Origin of the sequence: Sphingomonas sp. (assembly GCF_048595155.1) — a bacterium.
GTDB lineage: Bacteria > Pseudomonadota > Alphaproteobacteria > Sphingomonadales > Sphingomonadaceae > Sphingomonas_I.
Genome location: NZ_JBMDXN010000034.1, coordinates 14,581 through 37,075, shown reverse-complemented (window position 1 = coordinate 37,075; position 22,495 = coordinate 14,581). Strand labels below are relative to the sequence as shown.

22 protein-coding genes are annotated in these 22,495 nt (G+C 64.0%); 14 read left to right on the top strand and 8 right to left on the bottom strand.

What is annotated here, in order from left to right; translation table 11 throughout:
- Positions 1-15: 15 nt before the first annotated feature.
- Complete coding sequence (locus ACOJSI_RS05565) at positions 16-1,671, bottom strand: thiamine pyrophosphate-binding protein (RefSeq protein ID WP_420137264.1); 1,656 nt, start codon at positions 1,669-1,671, stop codon at positions 16-18.
- A gap of 94 nt (positions 1,672-1,765) precedes the next feature.
- Between ACOJSI_RS05565 and ACOJSI_RS05560 the strand changes: the two genes are divergently transcribed.
- Genes ACOJSI_RS05560 through ACOJSI_RS05550 form a run of 3 tightly spaced genes read left to right on the top strand, consistent with a single transcriptional unit; the run spans position 1,766 to position 4,052 of the window.
- On the top strand, positions 1,766-2,476 hold the full coding sequence (locus tag ACOJSI_RS05560; protein WP_420137263.1) for a CoA transferase subunit A: 711 nt from the start codon (positions 1,766-1,768) through the stop codon (positions 2,474-2,476).
- Complete coding sequence (locus ACOJSI_RS05555) at positions 2,473-3,417, top strand: HAD family acid phosphatase (RefSeq protein WP_420137262.1); 945 nt, start codon at positions 2,473-2,475, stop codon at positions 3,415-3,417. Before ACOJSI_RS05560 ends, ACOJSI_RS05555 begins: the two co-directional genes overlap by 4 nt.
- Positions 3,417-4,052: a 3-oxoacid CoA-transferase subunit B gene (locus ACOJSI_RS05550; RefSeq protein WP_420137261.1), complete on the top strand. Its 636-nt coding sequence runs from the start codon at positions 3,417-3,419 to the stop codon at positions 4,050-4,052. Before ACOJSI_RS05555 ends, ACOJSI_RS05550 begins: the two co-directional genes overlap by 1 nt.
- 44 nt (positions 4,053-4,096) lie before the next feature.
- Here ACOJSI_RS05550 and ACOJSI_RS05545 read toward each other — a convergent pair whose 3' ends face one another.
- Positions 4,097-4,483, bottom strand: coding sequence for a hypothetical protein (locus ACOJSI_RS05545; RefSeq protein ID WP_420137260.1), 387 nt, complete (start codon positions 4,481-4,483; stop codon positions 4,097-4,099).
- A 229-nt stretch (positions 4,484-4,712) separates the two neighbouring features.
- Between ACOJSI_RS05545 and ACOJSI_RS05540 the strand changes: the two genes are divergently transcribed.
- The 6 genes from ACOJSI_RS05540 to ACOJSI_RS05515 all read left to right on the top strand — a co-directional run bounded on the left by ACOJSI_RS05540 (position 4,713) and on the right by ACOJSI_RS05515 (position 10,383).
- Positions 4,713-5,936 carry a serine hydrolase domain-containing protein gene (locus ACOJSI_RS05540; RefSeq protein ID WP_420137259.1) on the top strand — a complete coding sequence of 408 codons (1,224 nt, stop codon included), beginning with the start codon at positions 4,713-4,715 and terminating at the stop codon, positions 5,934-5,936.
- A gap of 38 nt (positions 5,937-5,974) precedes the next feature.
- Positions 5,975-6,934 carry an NAD-dependent epimerase/dehydratase family protein gene (locus ACOJSI_RS05535; RefSeq protein ID WP_420137258.1) on the top strand — a complete coding sequence of 320 codons (960 nt, stop codon included), beginning with the start codon at positions 5,975-5,977 and terminating at the stop codon, positions 6,932-6,934.
- A gap of 94 nt (positions 6,935-7,028) precedes the next feature.
- A complete protein-coding gene (gene leuC, locus ACOJSI_RS05530) occupies positions 7,029-8,459 on the top strand; it encodes a 3-isopropylmalate dehydratase large subunit (protein ID WP_420137290.1) in 1,431 nt (476 codons plus the stop codon).
- 55 nt (positions 8,460-8,514) lie between these two features.
- Positions 8,515-9,345: an N-acyl homoserine lactonase family protein gene (locus ACOJSI_RS05525; RefSeq protein WP_420137257.1), complete on the top strand. Its 831-nt coding sequence runs from the start codon at positions 8,515-8,517 to the stop codon at positions 9,343-9,345.
- A complete protein-coding gene (gene leuD, locus ACOJSI_RS05520; RefSeq protein WP_420137256.1) occupies positions 9,345-9,923 on the top strand; it encodes a 3-isopropylmalate dehydratase small subunit in 579 nt (192 codons plus the stop codon). Before ACOJSI_RS05525 ends, leuD begins: the two co-directional genes overlap by 1 nt.
- A gap of 88 nt (positions 9,924-10,011) precedes the next feature.
- Positions 10,012-10,383, top strand: a complete 372-nt coding sequence (locus ACOJSI_RS05515) for a DUF2628 domain-containing protein (RefSeq protein WP_420137255.1) — start codon at positions 10,012-10,014, stop codon at positions 10,381-10,383.
- Between the two features lie 59 nt (positions 10,384-10,442).
- On the opposite strand, the gene ACOJSI_RS05510 is transcribed toward ACOJSI_RS05515, so the two are convergent.
- Complete coding sequence (locus ACOJSI_RS05510; RefSeq protein WP_420137254.1) at positions 10,443-10,913, bottom strand: hypothetical protein; 471 nt, start codon at positions 10,911-10,913, stop codon at positions 10,443-10,445.
- 202 nt (positions 10,914-11,115) lie between these two features.
- On the opposite strand from ACOJSI_RS05510, the gene ACOJSI_RS05505 reads away from it, so the two are divergent.
- The 3 genes from ACOJSI_RS05505 (at position 11,116) to ACOJSI_RS05495 (ending at position 14,964) form a co-directional block, all read left to right on the top strand.
- Positions 11,116-12,147 (top strand): OmpA family protein, encoded by a 1,032-nt coding sequence (locus ACOJSI_RS05505; RefSeq protein ID WP_420137253.1) that lies wholly within the window; start codon positions 11,116-11,118, stop codon positions 12,145-12,147.
- A 156-nt stretch (positions 12,148-12,303) separates the two neighbouring features.
- The gene (gene katG / locus ACOJSI_RS05500; protein ID WP_420137252.1) at positions 12,304-14,544 is read left to right on the top strand and encodes a catalase/peroxidase HPI; all 2,241 of its coding nucleotides are present in this window, start codon (positions 12,304-12,306) and stop codon (positions 14,542-14,544) included.
- Positions 14,545-14,676: 132 nt separating this feature from the next.
- Complete coding sequence (locus ACOJSI_RS05495) at positions 14,677-14,964, top strand: hypothetical protein (protein WP_420137251.1); 288 nt, start codon at positions 14,677-14,679, stop codon at positions 14,962-14,964.
- 18 nt (positions 14,965-14,982) lie between these two features.
- On the opposite strand, the gene ACOJSI_RS05490 is transcribed toward ACOJSI_RS05495, so the two are convergent.
- On the bottom strand, positions 14,983-15,441 hold the full coding sequence (locus ACOJSI_RS05490; RefSeq protein ID WP_420137250.1) for a MarR family winged helix-turn-helix transcriptional regulator: 459 nt from the start codon (positions 15,439-15,441) through the stop codon (positions 14,983-14,985).
- Positions 15,442-16,081: 640 nt separating this feature from the next.
- Here ACOJSI_RS05490 and ACOJSI_RS05485 point away from each other — a divergent pair.
- The gene (locus tag ACOJSI_RS05485) at positions 16,082-17,014 is read left to right on the top strand and encodes a calcium-binding protein (protein WP_420137249.1); all 933 of its coding nucleotides are present in this window, start codon (positions 16,082-16,084) and stop codon (positions 17,012-17,014) included.
- Positions 17,015-17,132: 118 nt separating this feature from the next.
- On the opposite strand, the gene ACOJSI_RS05480 is transcribed toward ACOJSI_RS05485, so the two are convergent.
- The 4 genes from ACOJSI_RS05480 to ACOJSI_RS05465 all read right to left on the bottom strand — a co-directional run bounded on the left by ACOJSI_RS05480 (position 17,133) and on the right by ACOJSI_RS05465 (position 21,304).
- Complete coding sequence (locus ACOJSI_RS05480) at positions 17,133-18,887, bottom strand: EAL domain-containing protein (RefSeq protein ID WP_420137248.1); 1,755 nt, start codon at positions 18,885-18,887, stop codon at positions 17,133-17,135.
- A 212-nt stretch (positions 18,888-19,099) separates the two neighbouring features.
- On the bottom strand, positions 19,100-19,687 hold the full coding sequence (locus tag ACOJSI_RS05475) for a hypothetical protein (protein WP_420137247.1): 588 nt from the start codon (positions 19,685-19,687) through the stop codon (positions 19,100-19,102).
- Positions 19,684-20,085: a Tsi3 family protein gene (locus tag ACOJSI_RS05470; protein ID WP_420137246.1), complete on the bottom strand. Its 402-nt coding sequence runs from the start codon at positions 20,083-20,085 to the stop codon at positions 19,684-19,686. Before ACOJSI_RS05470 ends, ACOJSI_RS05475 begins: the two co-directional genes overlap by 4 nt.
- 100 nt (positions 20,086-20,185) lie before the next feature.
- Positions 20,186-21,304, bottom strand: coding sequence for an alpha/beta fold hydrolase (locus ACOJSI_RS05465; RefSeq protein ID WP_420137245.1), 1,119 nt, complete (start codon positions 21,302-21,304; stop codon positions 20,186-20,188).
- A 668-nt stretch (positions 21,305-21,972) separates the two neighbouring features.
- Here ACOJSI_RS05465 and ACOJSI_RS05460 point away from each other — a divergent pair.
- On the top strand, positions 21,973-22,446 hold the full coding sequence (locus ACOJSI_RS05460; RefSeq protein WP_420137244.1) for a hypothetical protein: 474 nt from the start codon (positions 21,973-21,975) through the stop codon (positions 22,444-22,446).
- Positions 22,447-22,495: the final 49 nt, after the last annotated feature.

Here is a 22,495-nt window from a genome sequence, read left to right as displayed (position 1 = left end):
ATCGGAGCGGGAAAGTCACCCTTTGGCCCGCAGCCCCGACACGGTCAGGGTCGGGCTGATCCGCTCGATATCCGTCTTCAGGTGCAGCAAAGCGATGCCCGGCTGCTCCAGCGCGCGGGTGAGGGCAGGCGCGAACTGGTCGGTCGTTTCCACCGTCTCCGCCCAGCCGCCATAGGCCCGCGCCAGCGCGGCAAAATCGGGATTGGTCAGGTCGGTCGCCGATACGCGCTCGGGATAGCGGCGTTCCTGGTGCATCCGGATCGTACCGTAGCTGCCATTGTCGATGAGCAGGACCAGCAGCCTTGCGCCTTGGCGTGCCGCCGTCGCCAACTCCTGCCCATTCATCTGGAAATCGCCGTCGCCGGCCACCGCCACCGCGCGTCGGTCGGGGAAGCGGATCGCCGCTGCGACCGCCGCCGGTACGCCATAGCCCATTGCTCCGGCCGTCGGCGCGAGTTGCGATGGCTGTGCGGCGTAGCGCCAGAAACGGTGCGCCCAGGCCGAGAAATTACCTGCGCCGTTGCAGATGATGCTGTCGGCCGGCAGCTGCTCGCGCAGCTCTGCCCAGCACAATCCGAGGTCCAGCCGCATGTGGTTGGCGAACGGGGTATTCCATTCTTCCCATTCGCTATGCGCCTCGGCGCCACGGGGGCTGGCAATCGTCGTCTCGTCGATCGTGCACGCCACCGCCCGGGCGAAGCTGCGCATATCGGCGCAGATCGCCACATCGGTGCGATAGACGCGGTTCAGCTCTTCCGGGTCGGGGTGGACATGCACCAGCACCTGACCCGGGTGATCCGGCGTGATGAGTTCATATCCGTCGGTCGTGGCTTCCCCCAGACGGGCGCCTACCACCAGCAGCAGATCGGCTTGCTTGATCCGCTCGATCAAGCGTGGATTGGGGCCATAGCCCAGATTGCCGGCATAGACGGGGCAATCGTTGGGCAAGGCGTCCTGGCGCCGAAAAGCCGCCGCCACCGGCAAGCCCGTCCGTATGGCAAACAGCGCGAAATCGTCCCCAGCTCCGGCATCCCAGTCGCTGCCGCCCACAATCGCAACCGGAGCCTTGGCGCTGCGCAGCCGGTCGTACAGCGCGTTGATCGCTTCCAGATCGCATGCCTGCGGGGCACGATCGACGCGAGGTCGGTCCACCGCTTCGGCATCGTTGCCCAACATGTCTTCCGGCAACGCCAGCACGACTGGCCCGGGCCGGCCGTTCATTGCCGTCGCGTAAGCCCGCGCGACATACTCGGGGATGCGCGCCGCATGCTCGATCCGCGCCGACCATTTGGCGAGCGGCGCAAAGAAAGCGGGAAAGTCGACTTCCTGAAAGCCTTCCCGGTCCCGCGCGTCGCGCGCGACATCGCCGACGAACAGGATCATCGGCGTCGAATCCTGCATCGCGACATGGACGCCGATCGAGGCGTTGGTGGCGCCCGGGCCGCGCGTGACGAAGCAGACGCCGGGGCGATGCGTCATCTTGCCGTCAGCCTCCGCCATGAAAGCGGCGCCGCCTTCGGCACGGGTCACGACCACGTCGATATCCGGCGCGTCGACCAGCGCATCCAGCACCGGCAGGAAACTTTCCCCCGGTACGGTGAAGATACGGTCGCAGCCCTGCGCGCGGAGGGCGTCGACCAGGATGCGGCCGCCGGTTCGGTTCGATGTCATGGCGCGCCTATAGCGTCGCAGGAAAGCACGGGGCAACGTTGACCGCGCGCGGCTCGACCGCCTATCGCCACCGCAAATCCCGCAAGGAGCGTTTGTGGCCAACAAGATCTATCCCGATGCGGTCGCGGCACTGGCAGGCCTGCTCAAGGACGATATGACCATCTGTGCCGGCGGCTTCGGCCTGTGCGGCATTCCCGAGCGGTTGATCGACGCGATCGAGGCCTCCGGCGTGAAAGGCCTGACGATCGTGTCCAACAATGCAGGGATCGATGGGGTTGGCCTCGGCAAATTGCTGCGCAGCCGCCAGATCGCCAAGATGATCTCGTCCTATGTCGGCGAGAATATTGAATTCGAACGACAATATCTGGCCGGGGATCTTGAGGTGGAATTCTGCCCGCAGGGCACCTTGGCGGAACGATGCCGCGCCGGCGGCTCCGGCATTCCCGGCTTCTACACCAAAACCGGCGTCGGCACGGTGGTCGCCGAAGGCAAGGAAACCAAGGAATTTGACGGCGAGACCTACGTGCTCGAACGCGGCATCGTTGCCGATCTCTCGATCATCAAGGGCTGGAAGGCCGACGAAGCCGGCAATCTGATCTTCCGCAAGACCGCCCGCAATTTCAACCAGCCCATGGCCACCGCCAGCAAGCATACGGTTGCCGAAGTGGAAGAAATCGTGCCTGTCGGCAGCCTCGATCCGGACTGCATCCATGTGCCCGGCATCTATGTGAAGCGGCTGCTGCTGGGCGCGCCCTACGACAAGAAGATCGAGTTTCGCACGGTGCGCACGCGCGAAGCGGCATGACGCGAACGCCGACTATCCTGGCGCTGCTGCTGGTGCTGTCCGCACCGGCGCTTGCGCGCAAGCCAAGGCATGGTGCCAAGCCGAAATCGGCCGCAGCCGCGCAGACGGCGTCGGTCCCCGCCAATCTGCATGGCATTCAATATCTCTACGGGTCGGCGGAAGCGGCGGCTTTGACCCGTCAGAGCTGGCGGATGCTCGCCGATTATGTGGGGATGGAGATCGCCATCGGCGATCGTAAGAGCGTTGTGCTCGCCTCCGATGCGACGCTGGCCAATCCGCGCTTCGTGGAATGTCGCGACAAGCCGCCGGCAATCGTGCTGGACGTCGACGAGACCGCCATTCTCAACCTCGGTGCCGAATATGACGATCTCGTCGCCCAGCGACCGGGCTTCGATCCCGCCGCCTGGGATCGCTGGGAAAAGCAGGGCGCCAACTTCGTGGTCGCCGCGCCGGGAGCAAAGGAGGCGCTGGACCGGGTGCGCAACGTCGGCGTGACCGTGATCTTCAACTCCAATCGCGCGGCGGCCAATGCCGCGGCGACCGAGGACGCGTTGGTCGGCGTCGGCCTTGGCCCTGCCAAACATGGCGAGACCTTGTTCTTGCGCGGCGATGACGGGACCGACTCCGCCAAGGACGGCCGCCGCGCCACGATCGCGTCGCATTATTGCGTGCTGGCGATGGCGGGAGACCAGCTGGTCGATTTCTCGGATCGGTTCACGACCGAGCCCGCGACCGTCGCCGAGCGCCGGGCCATCGCCGATTACCCCGGCATCGCATCCTTGTGGGGGGCAGGGTGGTTCGTGATGCCGAATCCAGTCTACGGCAAGGCGCTGCAGGGGGATGCCGACGATATCTTCCCGAAAGACAAGCAGTGGCGCGATCCCGGCCCCACGCGGGGTCCAGCCATTCCCGTTCCCACCGTAACGAAAGCGAAGCAGTGATGGCCTGGACCCGCGATGAAATGGCAGCCCGCGCCGCGCAGGAGTTGAAGGACGGCTTCTACGTCAATCTCGGCATCGGCATCCCGACGCTCGTTGCGAACCATGTGCCGGAGGGCGTGGAGGTTACGCTCCAGTCCGAAAACGGCATGCTGGGCATCGGTCCGTTCCCGTATGATGATGAGGTCGATCCGGATCTGATCAACGCCGGCAAGCAAACCATCAGCCAGTTGCCATCGTCCTCCTATTTCTCCTCGTCGGACAGTTTCGCCATGATCCGTGGCGGCCATATCGACCTGACCGTGCTCGGCGCGATGGAAGTGTCCGAGGGCGGCGACATCGCCAATTGGATGATCCCCGGCAAGATGGTGAAGGGGATGGGCGGGGCGATGGACCTCGTCGCGGGCGTGAAGAAGATCATCGTCGTGATGGAGCACACCGCCAAGAATGGCGAGCCGAAATTCATCCCGGCCTGCACCTTGCCGCTGACCGGCAAGAACGTGGTGGACATGATCGTGACCGACCTGTGCGTCTTCCACCGGCCCGATCACCACACGCCGTTCAAGCTGATCGAGCTCGCGCCCGGCGTAACCGCGCAAGAGGTCAAGGCGAAGACCACCGCGGCCTACACCGCATGAGGGGCGGCTGGCGGGGATAACCCGCCGCAACCCGATCGGAGGCGCTACTTTCGGGCGAACGTCACCTTGACCGGGCTGTTGTTGGCGGGGTGCGAAAAGGCTTCGGGGCCATAAGCCGGATTGAAGTTCGGATGCCATGCCCGCAGCTCGCTGTCGCTGATCCACTCAAGCTGAAGCTGGTCGTCGGGTTCATTCACGCTGAACTGCGCGATCGTACCGATCGCGGAGTGGCACGTCCCGACCTTCTTGGCGTCAAGGATCGACGCTTGCGTCTCGGTCCCGCCCGACATGGATCCCACCGCCGGGCATTGCCGAACCTCGACATGATAACGCCCGTCTGGTGAATAGACGTCCTTGATCACCTTGTTGGGGCCGCCGCAGCTCGCGAGCAGGCCGGTCGAGACGAACAGGAGTGGGGTGGCGAATCGCATGAATGGGGGGTGACCTATTCCGGGCCCAAGGGGAAGGCTGCTGCCGCGCAGCGTCCCCGCTAGGTGCGGTCGGGGCGATCAACGGTTCGTCGCGCGACGAGCCGAGCTTCGCGCCCGTTGACCCGTCCGCCGCTCGGCTCCAAGGCAGTCGGCCCATAATGAACTGTTTTCCGTGATCCCGCCGCGCCCTCCCAGGTCTGCCCGTCCGTTTTGGCGTGACCCGCTGGTCGTGCGTAGCTTCTACGCGCTGCTGGCCCTCGCATTGCTGGTCGAGCTGGTCGTGATTGCCCGTCATTTCTTCTCGGCTCGGCCCGTGCGCCAGGGCATCAGCGCCGCGGCCAAGGCGGAACGCGCGCTCGGCGCCGGACCGCTCAATCCGCGCGTCTATCGGGTGGACTATGCGCATCTCGATAACCGCATCCGCGCGCTGGTGGACCGCAAGGACATGGCAGGCCTGGCCATCGCCGTCATCGAGGATGGACAGCTGTCCTTCATCAAGGCCTATGGCACGGTCGACGCCGACACCAAGGAGCCGGCAACCGTCCAGACCGTATGGCGCTGGGCGTCCGTCTCCAAGGGCGTTGCTGCGACGCTCGAGGCGCTGCTGGAGCGGCAGGGCAAGCTCAAGCTCGATGATCCCATTTCCAAATGGTCGTCCACGCTCAAGTTGCCGCACGACAATCAGAATGTCGCGACCTTGTCGGATGCGCTCTCCCACCGGCTCGGCATCGTCAAGAACGCCTATGCCGATCGGCTGGAGGGCAATGAAGATCCCGCGATGATCCGCGGCATGTACGGCCCGCTCTATCCCATGTGCCCGCCCGGCACCTGCTGGGCCTATCAGAATGTCGCCTTCGATGTCGCGCACGAGGCGATCAGCAAGGCGACCGGCCTCAGCTATGAGGAGGCCGCGCATCGCTATCTGTTCGGCCCGCTCGGCATGACGAGCGCGACTACTACCCAACAGGGCCTGATCGGCGCGCGCAGCTGGGCAAGGCCGCATGCGGGGCGGCGTCCCATCCCGGTGCAGGAAGCCTATTATCGCGTGCCCGCGGCGGGCGGCGTGAACAGCTCGATCGTCGATCTGGGCATCTGGATGCGCGCGCAGATGGGCGGAGCGCCCAACATTCTGCCCCAGGATCTTCTCTTCAAGCTGCACGTCCCCCGGGTCTTCACCCCACGCCGGGGGCTTGCGGCCTATGATCTGGCACTGAAGAACAGCTCCTATGGTCTCGCTTTCCGCGAGTCGGATTACCAGGGGCACCACCTCGTTTGGCATCGCGGTGCCGTGCGCGGCTCGCGTTCCGAAATGATCTTCGATCCGGCCGAGCGCTTTGGTGTCGCGCTGTTGTGGAACTCGACCTCCGTCAAACCCACCGGCCTGCCGCTGGAAGTGTTCGATCAATATTATGGCCTGCCCTTCCATGACTGGGTTGAGATCGGCAGACCCTGATTGATCGGGCATCGCCGCGCGCTTAGTCCTGCCGCGCGATGAATATCCTCCTCACTGGCTCCAGCGGCTGGCTCGGCCGCCATCTCGCGCCGCTGCTGGCGGCCGATGGACATCACCCCGTCGGCCTCGATGTCGCGCCCGGGCCCTACACGCAGATTATCGGCGGCGTGGACGATCGCGCCTTGGTGGCGCGGATCATGCGCGACTATCGTATCGACGCCGTCGTCCACGCCGCCGCCTTGCATAAGCCCGACATCGCCAGGGTCTCGCGGCAGCGCTTCATCGACGTCAATGTCAGCGGCACACTTGGCTTGCTGGAGGAAGCGGTCGCGGCGGGCGTCGATCGCTTCGTCTTCACCTCGACAACCTCGCTCATGATCTCCGCTGCGATCCGGGCGGGGCAGGGCGAGGCCGCGGCATGGATCGACGAAACCCTCACCCCATTGGCGCCGCGCAACGTCTACGGCGCCACCAAGCTCGCCGCCGAACGCCTGTGCCGCCTGATCCACGACGACCATGGGCTCCCCATCATCATCCTGCGGACCAGCCGCTTCTTCCCGGAGCAAGACGATCAGGCGCACCTCATCGAGCAGGATGGCGAGAACAGCAAAGCGGTCGAGCTGCTGCATCGTCGGCTGACCGTCGAGGATGCAGCCGAAGCGCATCGCATTGCGTTGGGACGCGCGCCGGACCTTGGGTTCGGGCTGTTCATCATCTCCGCGCCGACGCCTTTTGTACCGGCTGATATGCTCGATCTGAAGCGCGATGCCGCCGCGGTCATCACCCGGCTCTATCCTGATGTACGCGAACTTTTCGCCGCGCGCGGATGGACGCTGCCGGCGTCGATCGATCGCGTCTACGACGCCGCATTGGCGGAACGCATGCTCGGCTTCCGGTGCCGCACGGATTTCGGTGTCGTGCTGGAATCGCTACGGCGCCAGGGACGTTTGCCGTTTACGCACGACCCGTCCTACATCTCACCGCAATTGGCGGGCTAGGCGACGGACCGCCATTTCGTTGCGCCGCATGGCCGGTTGCGCGCAATAGACTTACTGGTTTTCGCGCCGGAGCGGGCTTATGTGCGCGCTCACTATGGCTCCACCGCGCACGCTTTATGAGAAGATCTGGGACGCGCATGTTGTCGCCCGCCGCGACGATGGCACCTGCCTGATCTATATCGATCGCCACCTCGTTCACGAGGTTACCAGCCCGCAGGCCTTTGAGGGTCTGCGCGTGGCGGGTCGCCTCGTCCGGCGACCGGATCTTACGCTGGCGGTGCCGGATCATAATCTTCCGACCACCGCGCGGACCGACGCCAATGGCGCGCGCCTGCCGATTGCGGATGCGGAGAGCGCGAACCAGCTGGCGGCGCTTCGCCGCAACGCCCCGGAATTCGGCGTGCGCCTGTTCGATGAGATCGCACCCGAACAGGGTATCGTTCATGTCGTCGGGCCGGAGCAGGGCTTCACGCTTCCCGGCACGACTTTGGTCTGTGGCGACAGTCACACCGCCGCGCACGGCGCGCTCGGCGCGCTCGCCTTCGGCATCGGTACGAGCGAAGTCGAACATGTCCTCGCCACGCAAACTTTGTTGCTTAAGCGCTCCAAGACGATGGAAATCCGCGTCGATGGTGCGCTCGGCTTCGGCGTCAGCCCGAAGGACGTGATCCTCGCCATCGTCGGCAAGGTCGGCGCCGCCGGCGGCACCGGCTATGTCGTCGAATATACCGGCTCGGCGATCCGCAGCATGTCGATCGAGGGGCGGTTGACCATCTCCAACATGGCGATCGAACATGGTGCGCGCTCGGGCCTGATCGCGCCGGACGAGACGACCTATGCCTATCTCAAGGGCCGGCCGATGGCGCCGCAGGGTGCGGATTGGGATCGCGCGGTCGACTATTGGCGCACGCTGCCGACCGATGCCGGCGCGGTCTACGACAAGGTCGTCACCCTGGATGCGGCCGACATCGCGCCCAGCCTCACCTGGGGCACCAGCCCGGAGGATGTGGTGCCGATCACCGGCAGCGTTCCCGATCCGATGAGCTTTGCCGATCCATCCAAGCAGGAAGCCGCGAAGAAGTCGCTCGACTATATGGGCCTCACGCCAGGTACGCGCATGCAGGATGTCGGCGTCGAACATATCTTCATAGGCAGCTGCACCAACAGCCGGATCGAGGATTTGCGCGCCGCTGCCGCCGTCGCCAAGGGCCGTCACATCGCTGGCACGATCCGCCAGGCGCTGGTCGTGCCGGGATCGGGCTTGGTCAAGCGTCAGGCCGAGGCGGAAGGGTTGGATCGCATCTTCCTGGACGCCGGCTTCGAATGGCGGGAACCAGGCTGTTCCATGTGTCTGGCGATGAACCCCGACAAGGTGCCGCCCGGCGAGCGCTGCGCGTCGACCTCAAACCGCAACTTCGTCGGTCGCCAGGGGCCGGGCGCGCGCACCCACTTGGTGTCGCCCGCAATGGCAGCCGCAGCCGCCGTCACCGGCCGCCTCACCGACGTCCGCGACCTGATGGGGTGACCATCGCCTTCCCGTCCCGTTGGGGGGAGGGAGGCGACTGCTGGAGGCCGATCGCATGAAGGGGATGCATCTTTTGACGGCAGCGGCCGCCATGATCGTGCCGGCGGCGACCCATGCCACAGCGCCTGCGCCGGTCGCGCTTACGCGGCTCGATTGCGGCAGGCTCGTCGCCTATGATCTCGACGAATTCTCCGACACCTATGCCTATCGCGGCAAGCAGAAGACGCTGACGGCCAACTGCTATCTCATTCGCCACGGCGACACTTATATGCTGTGGGACACCGGCCTCCCGCCGCAGCTGCGCAACCATGTCCTCAATCCCAGGCAGCCACTCGACGCCACGCTGGATGTCAGCATCGTCGATCAACTTGCCCGGCTTGGCATCAAGCCTGCGCAGATCGCGATCATCGCGATCAGCCACGATCATTTCGATCATATAGGCCAAGCCGGCGATTTTCCGCAGGCCAGGCTGCTCATGGGCAAGGCCGATATCGATGATCTGCGCGGCCCCAATGCGGAACTCGGCAAGCTGCTGATCCACTGGCTGAGCGGCGGCGGCACGCTCGATCCGGTTACCGGCGACAAGGATATTTTCGGCGATGGCAGCGTCGTCATGCTCGATCTGCCAGGCCATACCGCGGGGCATCACGGTTTGCTCGTGAAGCTTGCGCGCACAGGCTATGTCCTGCTCTCCGGCGACATCGCGCACTTCGCCGAAAATTATGCGAGCAACGGCGTCCCGGCCTACAATGCCAGCCGTGCCGATACGCTGGCCTCGCTCGATCGCTTCAAGACCATGGCGGCAAACTTGCATGCCACGGTCATCCTCCAGCACGAACCTGCGGACATCGCCAAGCTGCCCGCCTTTCCGAAAGCCGCCGACTAATGACCCCACTCACCAAAGTCGAAGGCCGTGCCTACCCGTTCGGCCGAAAGAACGTCGATACCGACGTGATCATCCCCGCCCATTGGCTGAAGACCATCACCCGTTCGGGTCTTGGTCGTGGCGCCTTTGAAACCGTGCGCGCGGAACCCGGCAACGTCTTCGAGGACCCGGCTTATGCCGGTGCGCCGATCCTCGTCGCGGGCGACAATTTCGGGTGCGGCTCCAGCCGCGAACATGCCGCCTGGGCGCTGGTCGATATGGGCATCAGGGCCGTGGTCGCGCCCTCCTTTTCGGACATCTTTTCCGGCAACGCGTTCAAGAACGGCATCGCCACCGTCGTCCTTCCCCAGGAGGCGATCGATCGGCTGATGGAGGTGGCGCAGAAGGATGAGATCACGGTCGATCTCGAAACGCAGACCGTTACGACGCCCTATCAGGACCGTTTCACCTTCACCATGGATCCGTTTCGCCGCGACTGCCTGATGCAGGGCAAGGACGAAATCGGCCTGACGCTGGCCATGGCCGACGATATCGGCCGCTACGAGAAAAGCATCGCCGCAGATCGCCCCTGGATCTGACGGATCTTTGAGCGATCGATTGGCCGACAGACCATGTCGGTGTTGGCGCGCAGCAATATCGCTCGCCTGACAGCCACTCCGCGCTAGTTTGCCGCAGCGGCCGTTCCGCTTCTTTGGGGGTGGTTTCGCCGTGCCGGCCTTCCTGTTCGGCCCTGTCGGGTTTTTCTATCGCAAGATGTGGCTGATTGCGGGGTTCATTATGCTCGCTCTGATCGGCATCAGTTCCATATCAGCCGCAAATCGTGCCGGCTTGCCGGTGGCGATCATGCTCGGCCTGACGGCCTATCGAACCTCCGTGCAGCACGCGATCGCCGCCTTGCAGAAGCTATGCCGGCCTGACAGCACGATTGATCCTGTCGCGCTCGTACAAGTGGGCGGTGTGTCGCGGAGGGCCGGGTGGATCAGCGGGATCATCTACGCCGCCCTGCTGCGCTGGCGCTGCTGGGCATCGTCCTGTTGATCCAGGACGGCGAGCCGCTTCCGCGCTGACCCCGCCGAGCCGGCCGCCGTCCGTCGCGATCAGTCGTTGGGTACGTTCACCAGCGCGTTGGTCTTGCCGTCGTCTTCGCGCGAAAGGGCGATGGAAACGGACTTGCCGTCCTTCTCACCCGCCACCATGCCGCCATCATCCGATACGAAGGACGACGGAACCTTCCATCCCGCCTTGGTCAGGCTGCCCTTGTAGAAATCCATCACCTTGCCGATCGCATCGGGGCTGCTCAGCGTGACCATCTTGTTCTTGCGACCTTCGGTCTCGGTCTCGATCACGCCGGTCACGGTCGCGCCCGGATACAGGGGCGCATAAGCGGGCATGGTGACACGCGCCGCCGCCGCGCCCTCGGCGGTACGGATAGAGCCCTTGTCGGTTGTGATGGAAGCCGTGCCCTTGCTGTCATCGCTGGTGAAGGTGGTCCCGGCAACGGTCGTCGACTTCTCGCTCGATCCACACGCACTCAACAGGACGGCGGCGGCGACAACGAAACGGCGCATTTCAGGCTTCTCCCATAGGATCGTGCACATTCACGACGATGGCTTGATCGTGTCGCGGAATGGCTGTGCTTCAATCTTCGACAAAAAGGGTCTGATAGGACGAGCTGGCCTCTACCTGTCAAACTGATCACCGTCAAAAACTTAATTGCACAGTGTGTATTTGCAGGATAGGCGCTGCGTCGGCTTAGCAGGAGGTCGTGCAATGGTGGTCCGGAAAAGCGGTGCGGTGATTTTGACGGTCCTTGCCTTGGCGGGATGCCATAAGGCCGGGAAGGACGCTCAGACGGAGAATGCGGTTGCGCCTGCGGAAAATGCGGCCACACCCGCCGCACCGGCAGCCCCGGCGCCCCAGGTGACGCCGCCTGCAGGCGGCTTCGCGATCGACAAGATACCGGTTTCCACCGCACCGCTCGGTGCCTTTCCTTATATCGGCCTTCCGGACGGTTACGCTTGGGGCGAACATGGCGGCGAAGGCGAAACCCGCGATTTCGATCATTTCCCGTTCTGGACAGGCTCCGCGCTCCACGATGTGGAGGGTAAATTGTTCATGTCCACCATCACCAGCAAGACGGGAAAGACCTATTCGGCTTTCGAATTGCAGAAGAATCTCGACACGGTGATCGCCGCCGCCGGCGGCGTGAAGATCACCAACAGCAAAATCCCGCGGGCGATCACCGAAACCTTGTCGGAGGACGTGACGGTCGGCAAGAATTCCTGTCTCGGCGACGTCTACAACGTCCCCGCGCAAGTGTCGGTGATCCGTCGCCCTGATCGCGAAATCTGGATCAATTATGTGCCGGATAGTTACAGTGCCAGCATGTGTATCGTGGAAACGAAGCCCTTCGTCGCCACCGCGAAGCTGCTGCCCGCCGATGCGCTCAAGCAGGCGATCTATCGGTCCGGCAAGGCTGTCGTCCACGTCAATTTCGCGACCGACGCCACCAAGATCCTGCCGGACTCGCAGTCTCAGATCGGCGCGATCGTGACGCTGCTGAAGCAGAACCCAACGCTCAAGCTCGCGATCAACGGCTATACCGATGAAACCGGATCATCGTCGCACAATCAGACTTTGTCGGAGGGCAGAGCGGCATCGGTGAAGCAGGCGCTCGTCGCCGCTGGCATCGGCAGCGATCGGCTGACGTCAAAGGGCTTCGGCGCGAGCGCACCCGTTGCCGACAACAGTTCCGAGGCAGGCAAGGCCCAGAACCGTCGGGTGGAACTTGTGAAGATCTGACAAAGGACGGCGGCCATGCGGCTGGCCGCCAACCCACCCCAAACGGCGCGCCGATTGATCGAACGGATGATCCTCTTTGATCAACTTTCCTCGTTAAGGCGGCCCTCTGAGCGGGTGTATCCTTCTCGTCATCAGAGGACATAGGAGGATGCGGACATGGACCCGAAGACCGGTTCAATGGGTTGCCCTGTAGATCGACCGACGACCGTCCGATCTCTACTTGGACGGACCAACCGGGATTGGTGGCCCGAAGCGCTTCCACTCGAAGTCCTCAATCAGGGTGGCACATCTCCCGATCCGCTCGGTGCGGAATTTGACTATGCCGCCGCCTTCAACTCACTCGATTACCACGCGCTCAAAGCCGACCTGAAGGCGCTGATGACGGACAGCCAACCCTGGTGGCCGGCCGACTATGGTAATTATGGCGGCTTGTTCATTCGCATGGCCTGGCACGCAGCCGGTACCTATCGCACCGCTGATGGGCGCGGTGGCGCCAATAGCGGCCAGCAGCGCTTCGCACCGCTGAACAGCTGGCCCGATAACGGCAATCTCGATAAGGCCCGCCGCCTGCTGTGGCCGATCAAGCGCAAATACGGCAACAAGATCAGCTGGGCCGATCTGTTCATCCTCACCGGCAACGTCGCGATTGAATCGATGGGCGGCCCGATCTTCGGCTTCGGCGGCGGCCGTCGCGACGTGTTCGAGCCGGAGCGCGACATCTATTGGGGTGCCGAAGAGAAATGGGTTGGCCAGGAAGGCAATGAGACCCGCATCCAGCCCGATCGCGAGATGGAGCTCGAACATCCGCTCGCCGCGATCCAGATGGGCCTTATCTACGTCAATCCGGAAGGGCCGGGCGGCGTACCCGATCCGCTTCAGTCTGCGCGCGACATCAAGGTCACGTTCGAACGCATGGCGATGAACCATGAGGAGACGGTCGCTCTGACCGCCGGCGGCCACACCTTCGGCAAGGCGCATGGCGCAGGTGATCCGAGCTTGGTCGATGCTTCGCCCGAGGCGGCCAATATCGCGTTGCAGGGTCTGGGCTGGGCCAGCGCGCACGAAAGCGGTTTTGGTGAACATACGATCACCAGCGGCATCGAAGGGTCGTGGGTGAACACGCCCACCGAATGGTCGGAAAACTACTTCCGCCTGCTGCTCGATTACGAATATGAACTGGTGCGCAGCCCGGCCGGCGCCAAGCAGTGGCAGCCGATCAACCAGAAGCCGGAGGATATGGCGCCAGCGGCCCACGATCCCAACAAGCGCGTGCCGACGATGATGACCACCGCCGACATGGCGCTGAAGGTCGATCCGGAATTCCGCGTGATCTCGGAGAAATTCCGCAACGATCATGAGGCATTCAAGGACGCCTTCGCGCGCGCCTGGTTCAAGCTGACCCATCGCGACATGGGGCCCAAGGTCCGCTATCTCGGCCCGGACGTGCCAGAGGAGGATCTGATCTGGCAGGATCCGGTTCCCGCCGGCACCAAGCCGTCGGATGAGGATGTTTCCGCGTTCAAGGGCAAGATCCTGGATGCGGGTTTCACCGTCGGTCAGCTCGTGAAAACCGCTTGGGCGTCGGCCTCCACCTATCGTCGTTCCGATCATCGCGGCGGCGCGAACGGTGCGCGTATCCGCCTCGCTCCGCAAAAGGACTGGGCGGTAAACGAGCCGGAGGAACTCGGCCGTATCCTCGCCAAGATCGAGGAACTGCGCGGCGCCCTGTCCATGGCCGATGCGATCGTGCTTGCGGGCACCGCTGCGGTCGAAAAGGCGGCGCGTGACGCCGGCTTCGACGTCGACGTGCCGTTCGTTGGCGGGCGTGGTGATGCGAGCCAGGATTGGACCGATGCCGAAAGCTTCGCGGTCATGGAGCCTGCGGCCGACGGGTTCCGCAACTATCTCAAGACCAAGCATAGTGTGAAGACGGAGGAGCTGTTGCTCGATCGCGCCTCGCTGCTCGGCCTGTCGGTTCCGGAAATGACGGTGCTGCTTGGCGGACTGCGCGTGCTCGGCGCCAATTACAAGGATATGCCGGAAGGCGTGTTCACCAACCGCAAGGGCCAGCTCACCAACGACTTCTTCGTCCATCTGCTCGATAACGACACGTTCTGGAAGGTTGTCGACACGAGCGCGGATGAGGAGTTCATCGGTTATGATCGGGCCGGTCAGCACGAGAAATGGCGCGCGACCCGCACCGATCTCATTTTCGGTTCGAACAGCCAATTGCGTGCCGTCGCGGAAGTCTATGCCGAGACCGGGCACGAGGAGAAGTTCGTCCGCGACTTCATCCATGCCTGGACCAAGGTGATGGATGCCGATCGCTTCGATCTGCCGCAGAAGGGCGATAGCGTGGAGCCGATCGGCATCGCCGAGCCCGCCGGGGTACAGTAACCGGAGCGGGCCGGGGGGCAGGTCCCGCCGCGGCCCCGCCTCCAATGCGTCTTGACGCAAAACGGACCGTCCGACCGCGCCCCAGCCAAAGAGGCGCGGCGGCGGTGTCGGTGATGGGAGCGGAGGTTTCCGATGCAGTTGAGTCAGGTGGATGCGCTCGATCCGCGCCGGCCGCACTGGGCCGTCGCCGTGGAAGCACCCAGCCGCGATTGGATTGCCGCCCGGGGGTGCCGTCGCCATGCCCGCTTCCTTGTTGACGGCGACAGCAAGGCCCCATCGCTGGCCCATTTCGAGCTGTTCGACAGTCGTGCCGAATGCCTGGCCTGGATCATGGCCAACCGCCGCGCACTGACCGATCACATGCCCGGGGCCACCGTTCATCCTGTGCCATTGGCGAGCTGGTTGCTAGGGCTGGCCTAATCCCGTCGCCGTCTGCGCTCAGCGATTGCTATCCGCACTCAGCAGGGCGATTGGGGCGGGAGTGGACGTAAGTCGGCGCTCGTTTTTCAGGGCGATGTCCATCACCGCGTCCATCCGCTCGATCGCCTGCCGTGTGAGTAGCACCTGCACCTTGCGCCGGTCCGCCGCATCTTCCTGGCGGGTGATCCAGCCGGCCGCGACCATCCGCGATAATTGACGGAAAGCGGTCGCCATCGGCACGCGCGCTGCCAGGCAGGCGCTGGTCACGGTCACCGATTTTCCCTTATAATATTTTTCGTAAAGATCCAGCATGATGTCCCAGGCCGGATCGACGAACAGGTCACACTCCAGAATCTTGTCGCGCCAGTGACGCGCCTGGATCCATGCTTTGGCAGTAGCAAGCCGTGCTTCCGCGCACCCCGGTTGCAGTTGCGTATGATGTAACTGCTCATCGGCACCGGATGGCGCAAGCTGCATCCCGAAGGCGCCTGCTAATTCCGTCAGCAGCCTTCGAACCGTTCCGCTTTCTTGAGGAAGTGCGGGATTTCGCATGATGATCTTGAATTCGCTCCGCCGTGATCGACGCGGGTGTCTGGCAAGCAGCAGGGGCCGCAGTAAAGCCCCCTTTGTACCGGATCGAACTATCAGCGGCCGGAAACATCAAAACGTTATCAATATGATACGATCTTTGTCCGGTTGGGAGAGTCCAAGCCTCTGCCCCGCGACTAAGTAGCCGAGCGCCCCTGCATCGTCGCAGCGAGGGACGGAGATGGTGTGATCGCACCGGCGTCATCCCCGCGAGGTGGCGGAAAGTCGGGTAGCGACTGCGCTCCTGATATCTCTCAAATTGCAAAAAATTGTCTTGGATGTCTCTGAACAGGTGCGAATAAGTTGCGTTCTCGAATGGTCAGCAAACGCCATTCTGACAGATGATGAGAAGATGGGTGATGCGCCGATGAGCGTGCGCACCACGTTGTGGGAGAGTATGGTAATAGCCAATTATTTACTCAGTGCGCTTACATCGACATTGGCGCCATTATTCAAATCCGAAGACCTGCTAAACCTTGGATCTACTCTACAGGATTCGAATATTGCGATCAGCTCGTCTGGCGCGGACGTGGCCCTCAAAGTAGGCGGGCTCACGGTGACGCTGCCGGCGACCGAGCTCGTCAAGGCCAGTCAGGACGCCCATGTGACGTTCGCCGACGGAACCCATCTGGTGTTGGGCTTCACCGGCAATGACGTTCTTACCGGGACAGGCGGCAATTCCTATCTGGATGGACTCAGTGGCAATGACCGGATCGAAGCGGGCGACGGTCATCATTATATTCTTGGCGACGCCGGCAGCGACACGCTGATCGGCGGCTCCGGCAACGATCATATCTACGGCTTCGGTCCCAACCCTGGCCCGGACGGCGGCGACAGCATCTTCGGTGGTGCCGGCAACGACTATATTCAGGGCAATGCCGGCGTCGACACGATCGACGGCGGCGACCGCAATGACCGCATCTTTGGCGGCCAGGACAATGATCGCATCTCCGGCGGCAACGGCAACGACTCCATCAACGGCAATCTCGGGTCCGATACGATCGATGGCGGCGCCGGCGACGATACCGTTCGCGGAGACCAGAGCGCCGACGTGTTGCGCGGCGGCGACGGCAACGATGTGCTGTTGGGTGATCTCGGCGCGGACACGCTTACCGGGGGTGCCGGATCGGATGTGTTCCAGCTCCGCGGGAACGACGCGGCCTTCCTGGGCCTGAACGGCCTGCTCGGCCAGCGCGAAACGATCACGGACTTCCAGGTCGGCACCGATCATATTTCGCTCGGCTTCGTTCCGCAGGCGGTGCATCAGGTTGGTGCGCTCTCGCTGGTTGATGGCCTGGCTGGCGTTCTTTCGACGCTGAGTGGGCATAGTGCAGACATCGCCCAGCTCACGGTCGGCAATGACAGCTATCTTTTCTACAGCAGCAGCAACGGTACGATCGCCGATAGTGTGATCGATCTGCAGGGCGTCCACGATACAATTGATCTGACCAGCTTCGTCTAAGCATCCCCGGGCGTGGCGCGTTGCGTCGCGTTCTCGATCGGCGCGGACCCGCAGCGTTCCGGGCCCGCGCCGATCGTCTTTTCAATCACCTCGGCCGGTCGCGGAGCTAATCTCTCTGTCAGGATTCGCTCTGCGGCTGCAGCCAGGCGTCGAACGCCGTCAATTCCAGCGGCCGCGCGAAGGCATAGCCCTGGCCCTCGTCGCAGCCCATGTCCGCCAACCTGGCCGCAATCTCCGTCGTCTCCACGCCTTCGGCGACCACGCGGTAGCCCAGCTCGTGCGACAGGGTGATCATGGATTGCACGAGGGTCTGTTCGCGTGTGCCCTCGGCCAGATTTTGGATGAAGGACTGGTCCAGCTTCACCACCTTGGCAGGCAGCTGTTGCAGATAGGCCAAGCTGCTCTGGCCGGTGCCGAAATCATCGAGCGCCAGCCTCACCCCGGCTGCATCCAGCAGTTCCAGCTGGCGGATCGCATGGGCGGGATTGTGCATCACCGCGCTTTCTGTGACCTCCAGTTCCAGCAGCGATGCCGGCACGCCATGTTTCTCGAGCGCGCGCTGCACCGTGTCGACGAAATCGCTCTGGTCCAGATTGGCGGCCGAAATGTTGATGGACAGGTGCAGGCATCGTCCGGCAGCGTGCCATGTCGCCAGATGGGCCAGCCCAAGATCGAGCGCACGTTCGGTGGCGGGGCGAGCGAATGCGGTCTGTTCGATGATCGGCACAAATTCGGCGGGCGAGATTTCGCCTAGCTGGGGATGCCGCCAGCGCAGCAGCGCCTCGGCGCCGACGCAAACGCCCGTCACCAGGTCGATCCGCGGTTGCAGCATCACACGCAGCTGCGTCGGACTGGTCAGGGCGGGGCCGAAATCATTCAGCAGCCGGAAGCGCCGCCGGTGCAGGCTGTCGTTCAACGGCGAATAGAGGCAGACGCCGCTCTCGCTGCCCCGCGCGTCCAGCGCCGCACTGTGGGCAATGCGCAGTACGTCGCTGGAGGGGGTGCGGCCGGTTTCGAACGGTGCCACGCCGATCGCGGTCGTGACCAGGAAGCGCAGCCGCGATCCCTCGCGCAGGCGCTGGACGCTCGCCCGCAAGCGCGCCAGGCACGTCTCCTCATCCACCCCAGGCGCCACCAGGAACGCGAATTTGGTCGAATCGACATGATAGGCCTGTTCCCCCGGCGCAAGCATCGCGCGCACGGTCCGCGCGCCTTGCCGCACGAGGTCATCGACATAATCCGAGCCGAGTACGCGCACGCCATTGTCCAACTGCTCGGTGCGGGCGAGTTCGATCAGCACCGCGAGCCGCCGTTGGCCCGGCTGATCCCGCCCCAGATCCTCCAGATCGTCCAGGAATTGCGTGCGATTGGGTAGGCCGCTGACCGGATCGATGCGGCCGAACGAATGCTGCAGCTCGATCTGCGCCATCACGATCTTGGCGAGATCGTTGAGCGCCGCCATCTCTTCGGCCGTCGCCTGCCGCGGTTCCGTCCCCAGCACGCACAGCGCGCCCAAGCCGTAACCCTCCCGCGTGATCAACGGCGCGCCGGCATAAAAGCGGATGCCCTGTCCGGCCAGGATGCTGGTGGCATAACATTCGTCGTCCAGCATGTCGGGAATCAGCACCACCTCGGCGCTCTCGGCCACCGCCGCACACGGCGCTTTGTCGCGCGGGATCGACCAATGCTCCACGCCGACGCGCGATTTGAACCATTGTCGGTCATGATCGGTCAGCGACACGGCGGAAATAGGCAGGTCGAAGATCTGCGCCGCCATCCGCGTGATGCGATCGAAGCTTTCGCTCGGTGGCGTATCCAGCAAATTGAGTTGCTGGAGCGCCTCCAACCGCGCCGCTTCATGCTGGTCTGCCATCGCAACCGTGACCTTTAAGAACGCTACGGGATATAAACGCCAGCTATCGGCCGATGGCAAGACGACACCGACGTCAGCTGCTTTGCATGCGGGTGTGGATGCTGCCGTCGCGCTGGCGTGCCTGGTCGTCCAGCAATTGCGCATAGAAGTCGGAAGGGGACATGCGCCCTTCCAGTTACGCCGCAATGATTACGATCGGCGTCACGCGCGCATCACCAGCCCGATCCGATCAACAATTCCAATACGCTGTTGTTCGTCTTGCGGACGCACCATCGATCCAGCGCGACCATGACGACCGGGGACGCGATCAGCGCCCCGGCGACGCTGAAATTATAAGCGATGCTGCCGCCAGGAACGATCGCGCCGACGATCATGGTCAGGATATGATATGTGCCAAACGCTGTCCCGGCGCCGCTCCCGACGATCAGGACGGCAAAGCCGATCAGCATCAGGCAGCCGCCCTTCGGCTCTGGCGCTGTCTTCAGATGTCGCACGATCTTGGCGACCGGCAGGGTTGGCATGATCGGCGTTGACGACCGCCGACCCGTGGCAAGGCCGGCCGGCGCATCACCGCTGCGGCCGGCCGCCCGCAGGGATCGCCGCACCGACCATTGAAGGAAGAGGCACAGCAGGATCAGCAGGCTTCCCATCAGCACGAACCCGCCCGGCTCGTCGCCCCGCGGGAACCAGTGCGCGGTGATCATGGCAGCGCCAACGATGCCCGCCACGAATCCCGCGACGTGCACCAGGAAGATCAGGATGCTGCGCCACCAGAACTGGACCCGATCCGGCGCTGTCATGGATGCTTGTTTCCCGGCGCCCGGCACTGTGCCGTCGCGAGCATCTCCAGCATGCTGTCCACCTCTGAAGGCTCGAACGGCTCTAGTTGCTCATCCAGCGTGAGGCGCACCGCATCGCCGCCACATCGCCGTTGCGCGACAAGCCTGACCTCCGCACCGCCCGATCCGCCCTCCGCGCGTGTGACGCCATACTGGATGTGCGCCGCGCCGATGCCACGCATGAGCGGCAGGAGCAGGGGAGTGCCGCCTCCGCCAACCGTGATTTCCACTTCGGACGCGCGGCGTCGCCGGTCTGCGTCGGGCTGGGTTAGCCGGATGCCACCGCCCGCGGCCTCGCTGACGACGAACGTCACCGGAACATTCAGCGTGATTGTCGTCTCGCCTAACTGCGCGGTCATCGGCCTCGTGTCAGACGTGGTTCTGTCGCAGCCGCTGAGGATGAGGGCCCATGCGGCCACCATCGTCTTTCTCCGAACCTCCGGCCGACCGCTCAACCGCTCACTCCTCCGGCGCCCCGTCGCCTGCCGCGATCGCGATTGGCCGCGCATAGCGGACGAGCGAGGTCAGCAATTTGCCCGGTTCCTCGCTGGTGATGTGGTGACCCGATCGCTCGAACCAGATCAATGTCTTGGACGGAGCGCGCACCTGATCGAACCATTCCTTGGCGACGTTGCTCGACACATTGATGTCGTGCCGACCCAGCAGCAGGATCAGTGGCACCTGCAGCGTGCGGATGGTGGAGAGATCGGTCGCCAATATCTGCGGCAGCATGGCGTTGGTCACCGCCGGCTGTCCCTTGAAGGCGTTGCGAACGTCCTCGTCGCTATATTCGGGCGCCAGTTTGATCGCGGCGCCCTCGAAGGCGCCGCCGCCGGGCCGCCGCCACGCCGCGCCGCCATAATGGCCGAGCCACGTGCGCTGCGTTAGGATGGCCGGCACCGGCACCGGCGCAGTTCCCTCGGCATAAGGCGCGATCGCCTGCAGCGCGCGGATCGCTTCCTCATTATGGTCGGCCTTGGCCTGCGCCATTGTCCACGCCCAGCCGCGCCGTTCGCTTTCCGGCCCGTTGGTCGCCTGGCCCATGCCGATATAGGCGTGGAGCCAGTCCGGGTGCTGGGCCGCCAGCCGCAGCCCCAATATGCTGCCCCAGCTATGGCCGATCACGAAGATGCGGCGCTTGCCGAACCGCCGCCGCGCCCATTGCACCACCTCCTCCGCATCGCGCTGATAGCGTTCGGGCGTGAGCGTGGCAGTGGGGCTGGGGCCGCTGGCGCTATAGGTCTTGCCCGCGTTGCGCTGATCCCATTGCACCACCGTGAAATATTCGTCCCAGCCGCGATTCCACCACCAGTCGAGCGGCATCTCGATGAAGCCCGGCCCGCCATGCAGATACAGGATCACCGGATTGCGCAGATCCTGGCTGCGGATCGACACCACCTGCTGGATGCCGCCGATCGGGATCGTCTCCGTCGCTTGCAGCCCGGTCGGGCTGACGATCTCGCGCAGGCCCGCGATGATCTTCACCGCCTCCGCGCGGCTGTTCGGACCGACGGGGGGCTGGGTAACGGCAGGGGAGGCAGCAACCAGTGCGGCAAATGACAGCGCGAACCAGCGCATCGGCAATCTCTCCCTAGATGATGTTACGGCGCCGCAAATATATCGGCCGATCCTGCAAGCTCTGAGCGCCCGCCGACAAGAAAAATCGCACTAGCCCGCTGACGTCCAGGGATGGACTGCTCCCAGTCCTGCTATATTCGGCGCGGGTTACGCTGGGCGCATCGATCCCGCGCCCATATCGCTCGGCCCGGCGCTGGATCCCAAGGCGATCATCCTCTCGCGCGGCTGGAATGTCGGGCCGCAGGCAAGTGTCGGCGTCACCGGCCAGGTCGGTTGTATGTGGCATCATGACTGACTCCGCATCGAAAGGTTCGCGCGTGGGGGCGACCATCTTCATCATCGCTGGCCTGGTCGCATTGGCGGTCGCCGCCTGGCAGGGCCTTCAGACCTGGCGCTTCGTCGGCCATGCCATCAGGGCAAATATCCTGAGATCACCACCGTATCGGGACCGCGTACCGCGTCCAGCCGGAAAGCGACGGAGACGATCAAAGGCGACGAGTTGTGCCTACTTCGGCGCAGGCTGCGCGGTCATCTTTGAAGCAAAGACCGGACCCAATCGGTGCTACATAATTCCGGCGCTTGGGATCCGTCCGACATGGCCTTGCCTGTCGATCCATTGGACAATCTGCCTCAATGACAGTGGCTTGATACTGTATTAACGCGCCTGTGTGACCGCGCTTCGCCATCACCTTGCGCTCCACCGCTTTGCCGCTGCCTGGCTGGTCGCGTTCGCGCTTGCGGTGCGGCTGATCGTACCGGCGGGCTTCATGCCGATGGCAGGGCATGCGGCGCTGGAGATGTGCGCGGGGCAGACCATGGGCCTGTCTGCCGCCGCGCCGGTCGCGGCAATGCCGGCTATGGCTGGAATGCCCGGCATGGAGCCCGCGCATGCCGCGCATCACAATGCGTACCCGGACGTCATGGGTCACGGCGGCAAGCCGATGTCGGGCGCCAGCGATCATGATTGCGGGTTTGGCGCCGCGATCGGCGGGGCGGTCAATCTGCCCAGCCTGATCCTGCCGGCGTTGCCCGCGCCGGTCGCACTGCCCGCCGCTTTCATCCACACCTTGCTCCTGCGCCCGGGCCTCGGCCTGGCGGCCCCGCCACCGCCCAAAACCGGTCCGCCAACCTTCCTTCGCTGACTTTGTCGCGCGCCGTGGCGGCGCGCTTTTGGTCATTGAAGGAAATCCC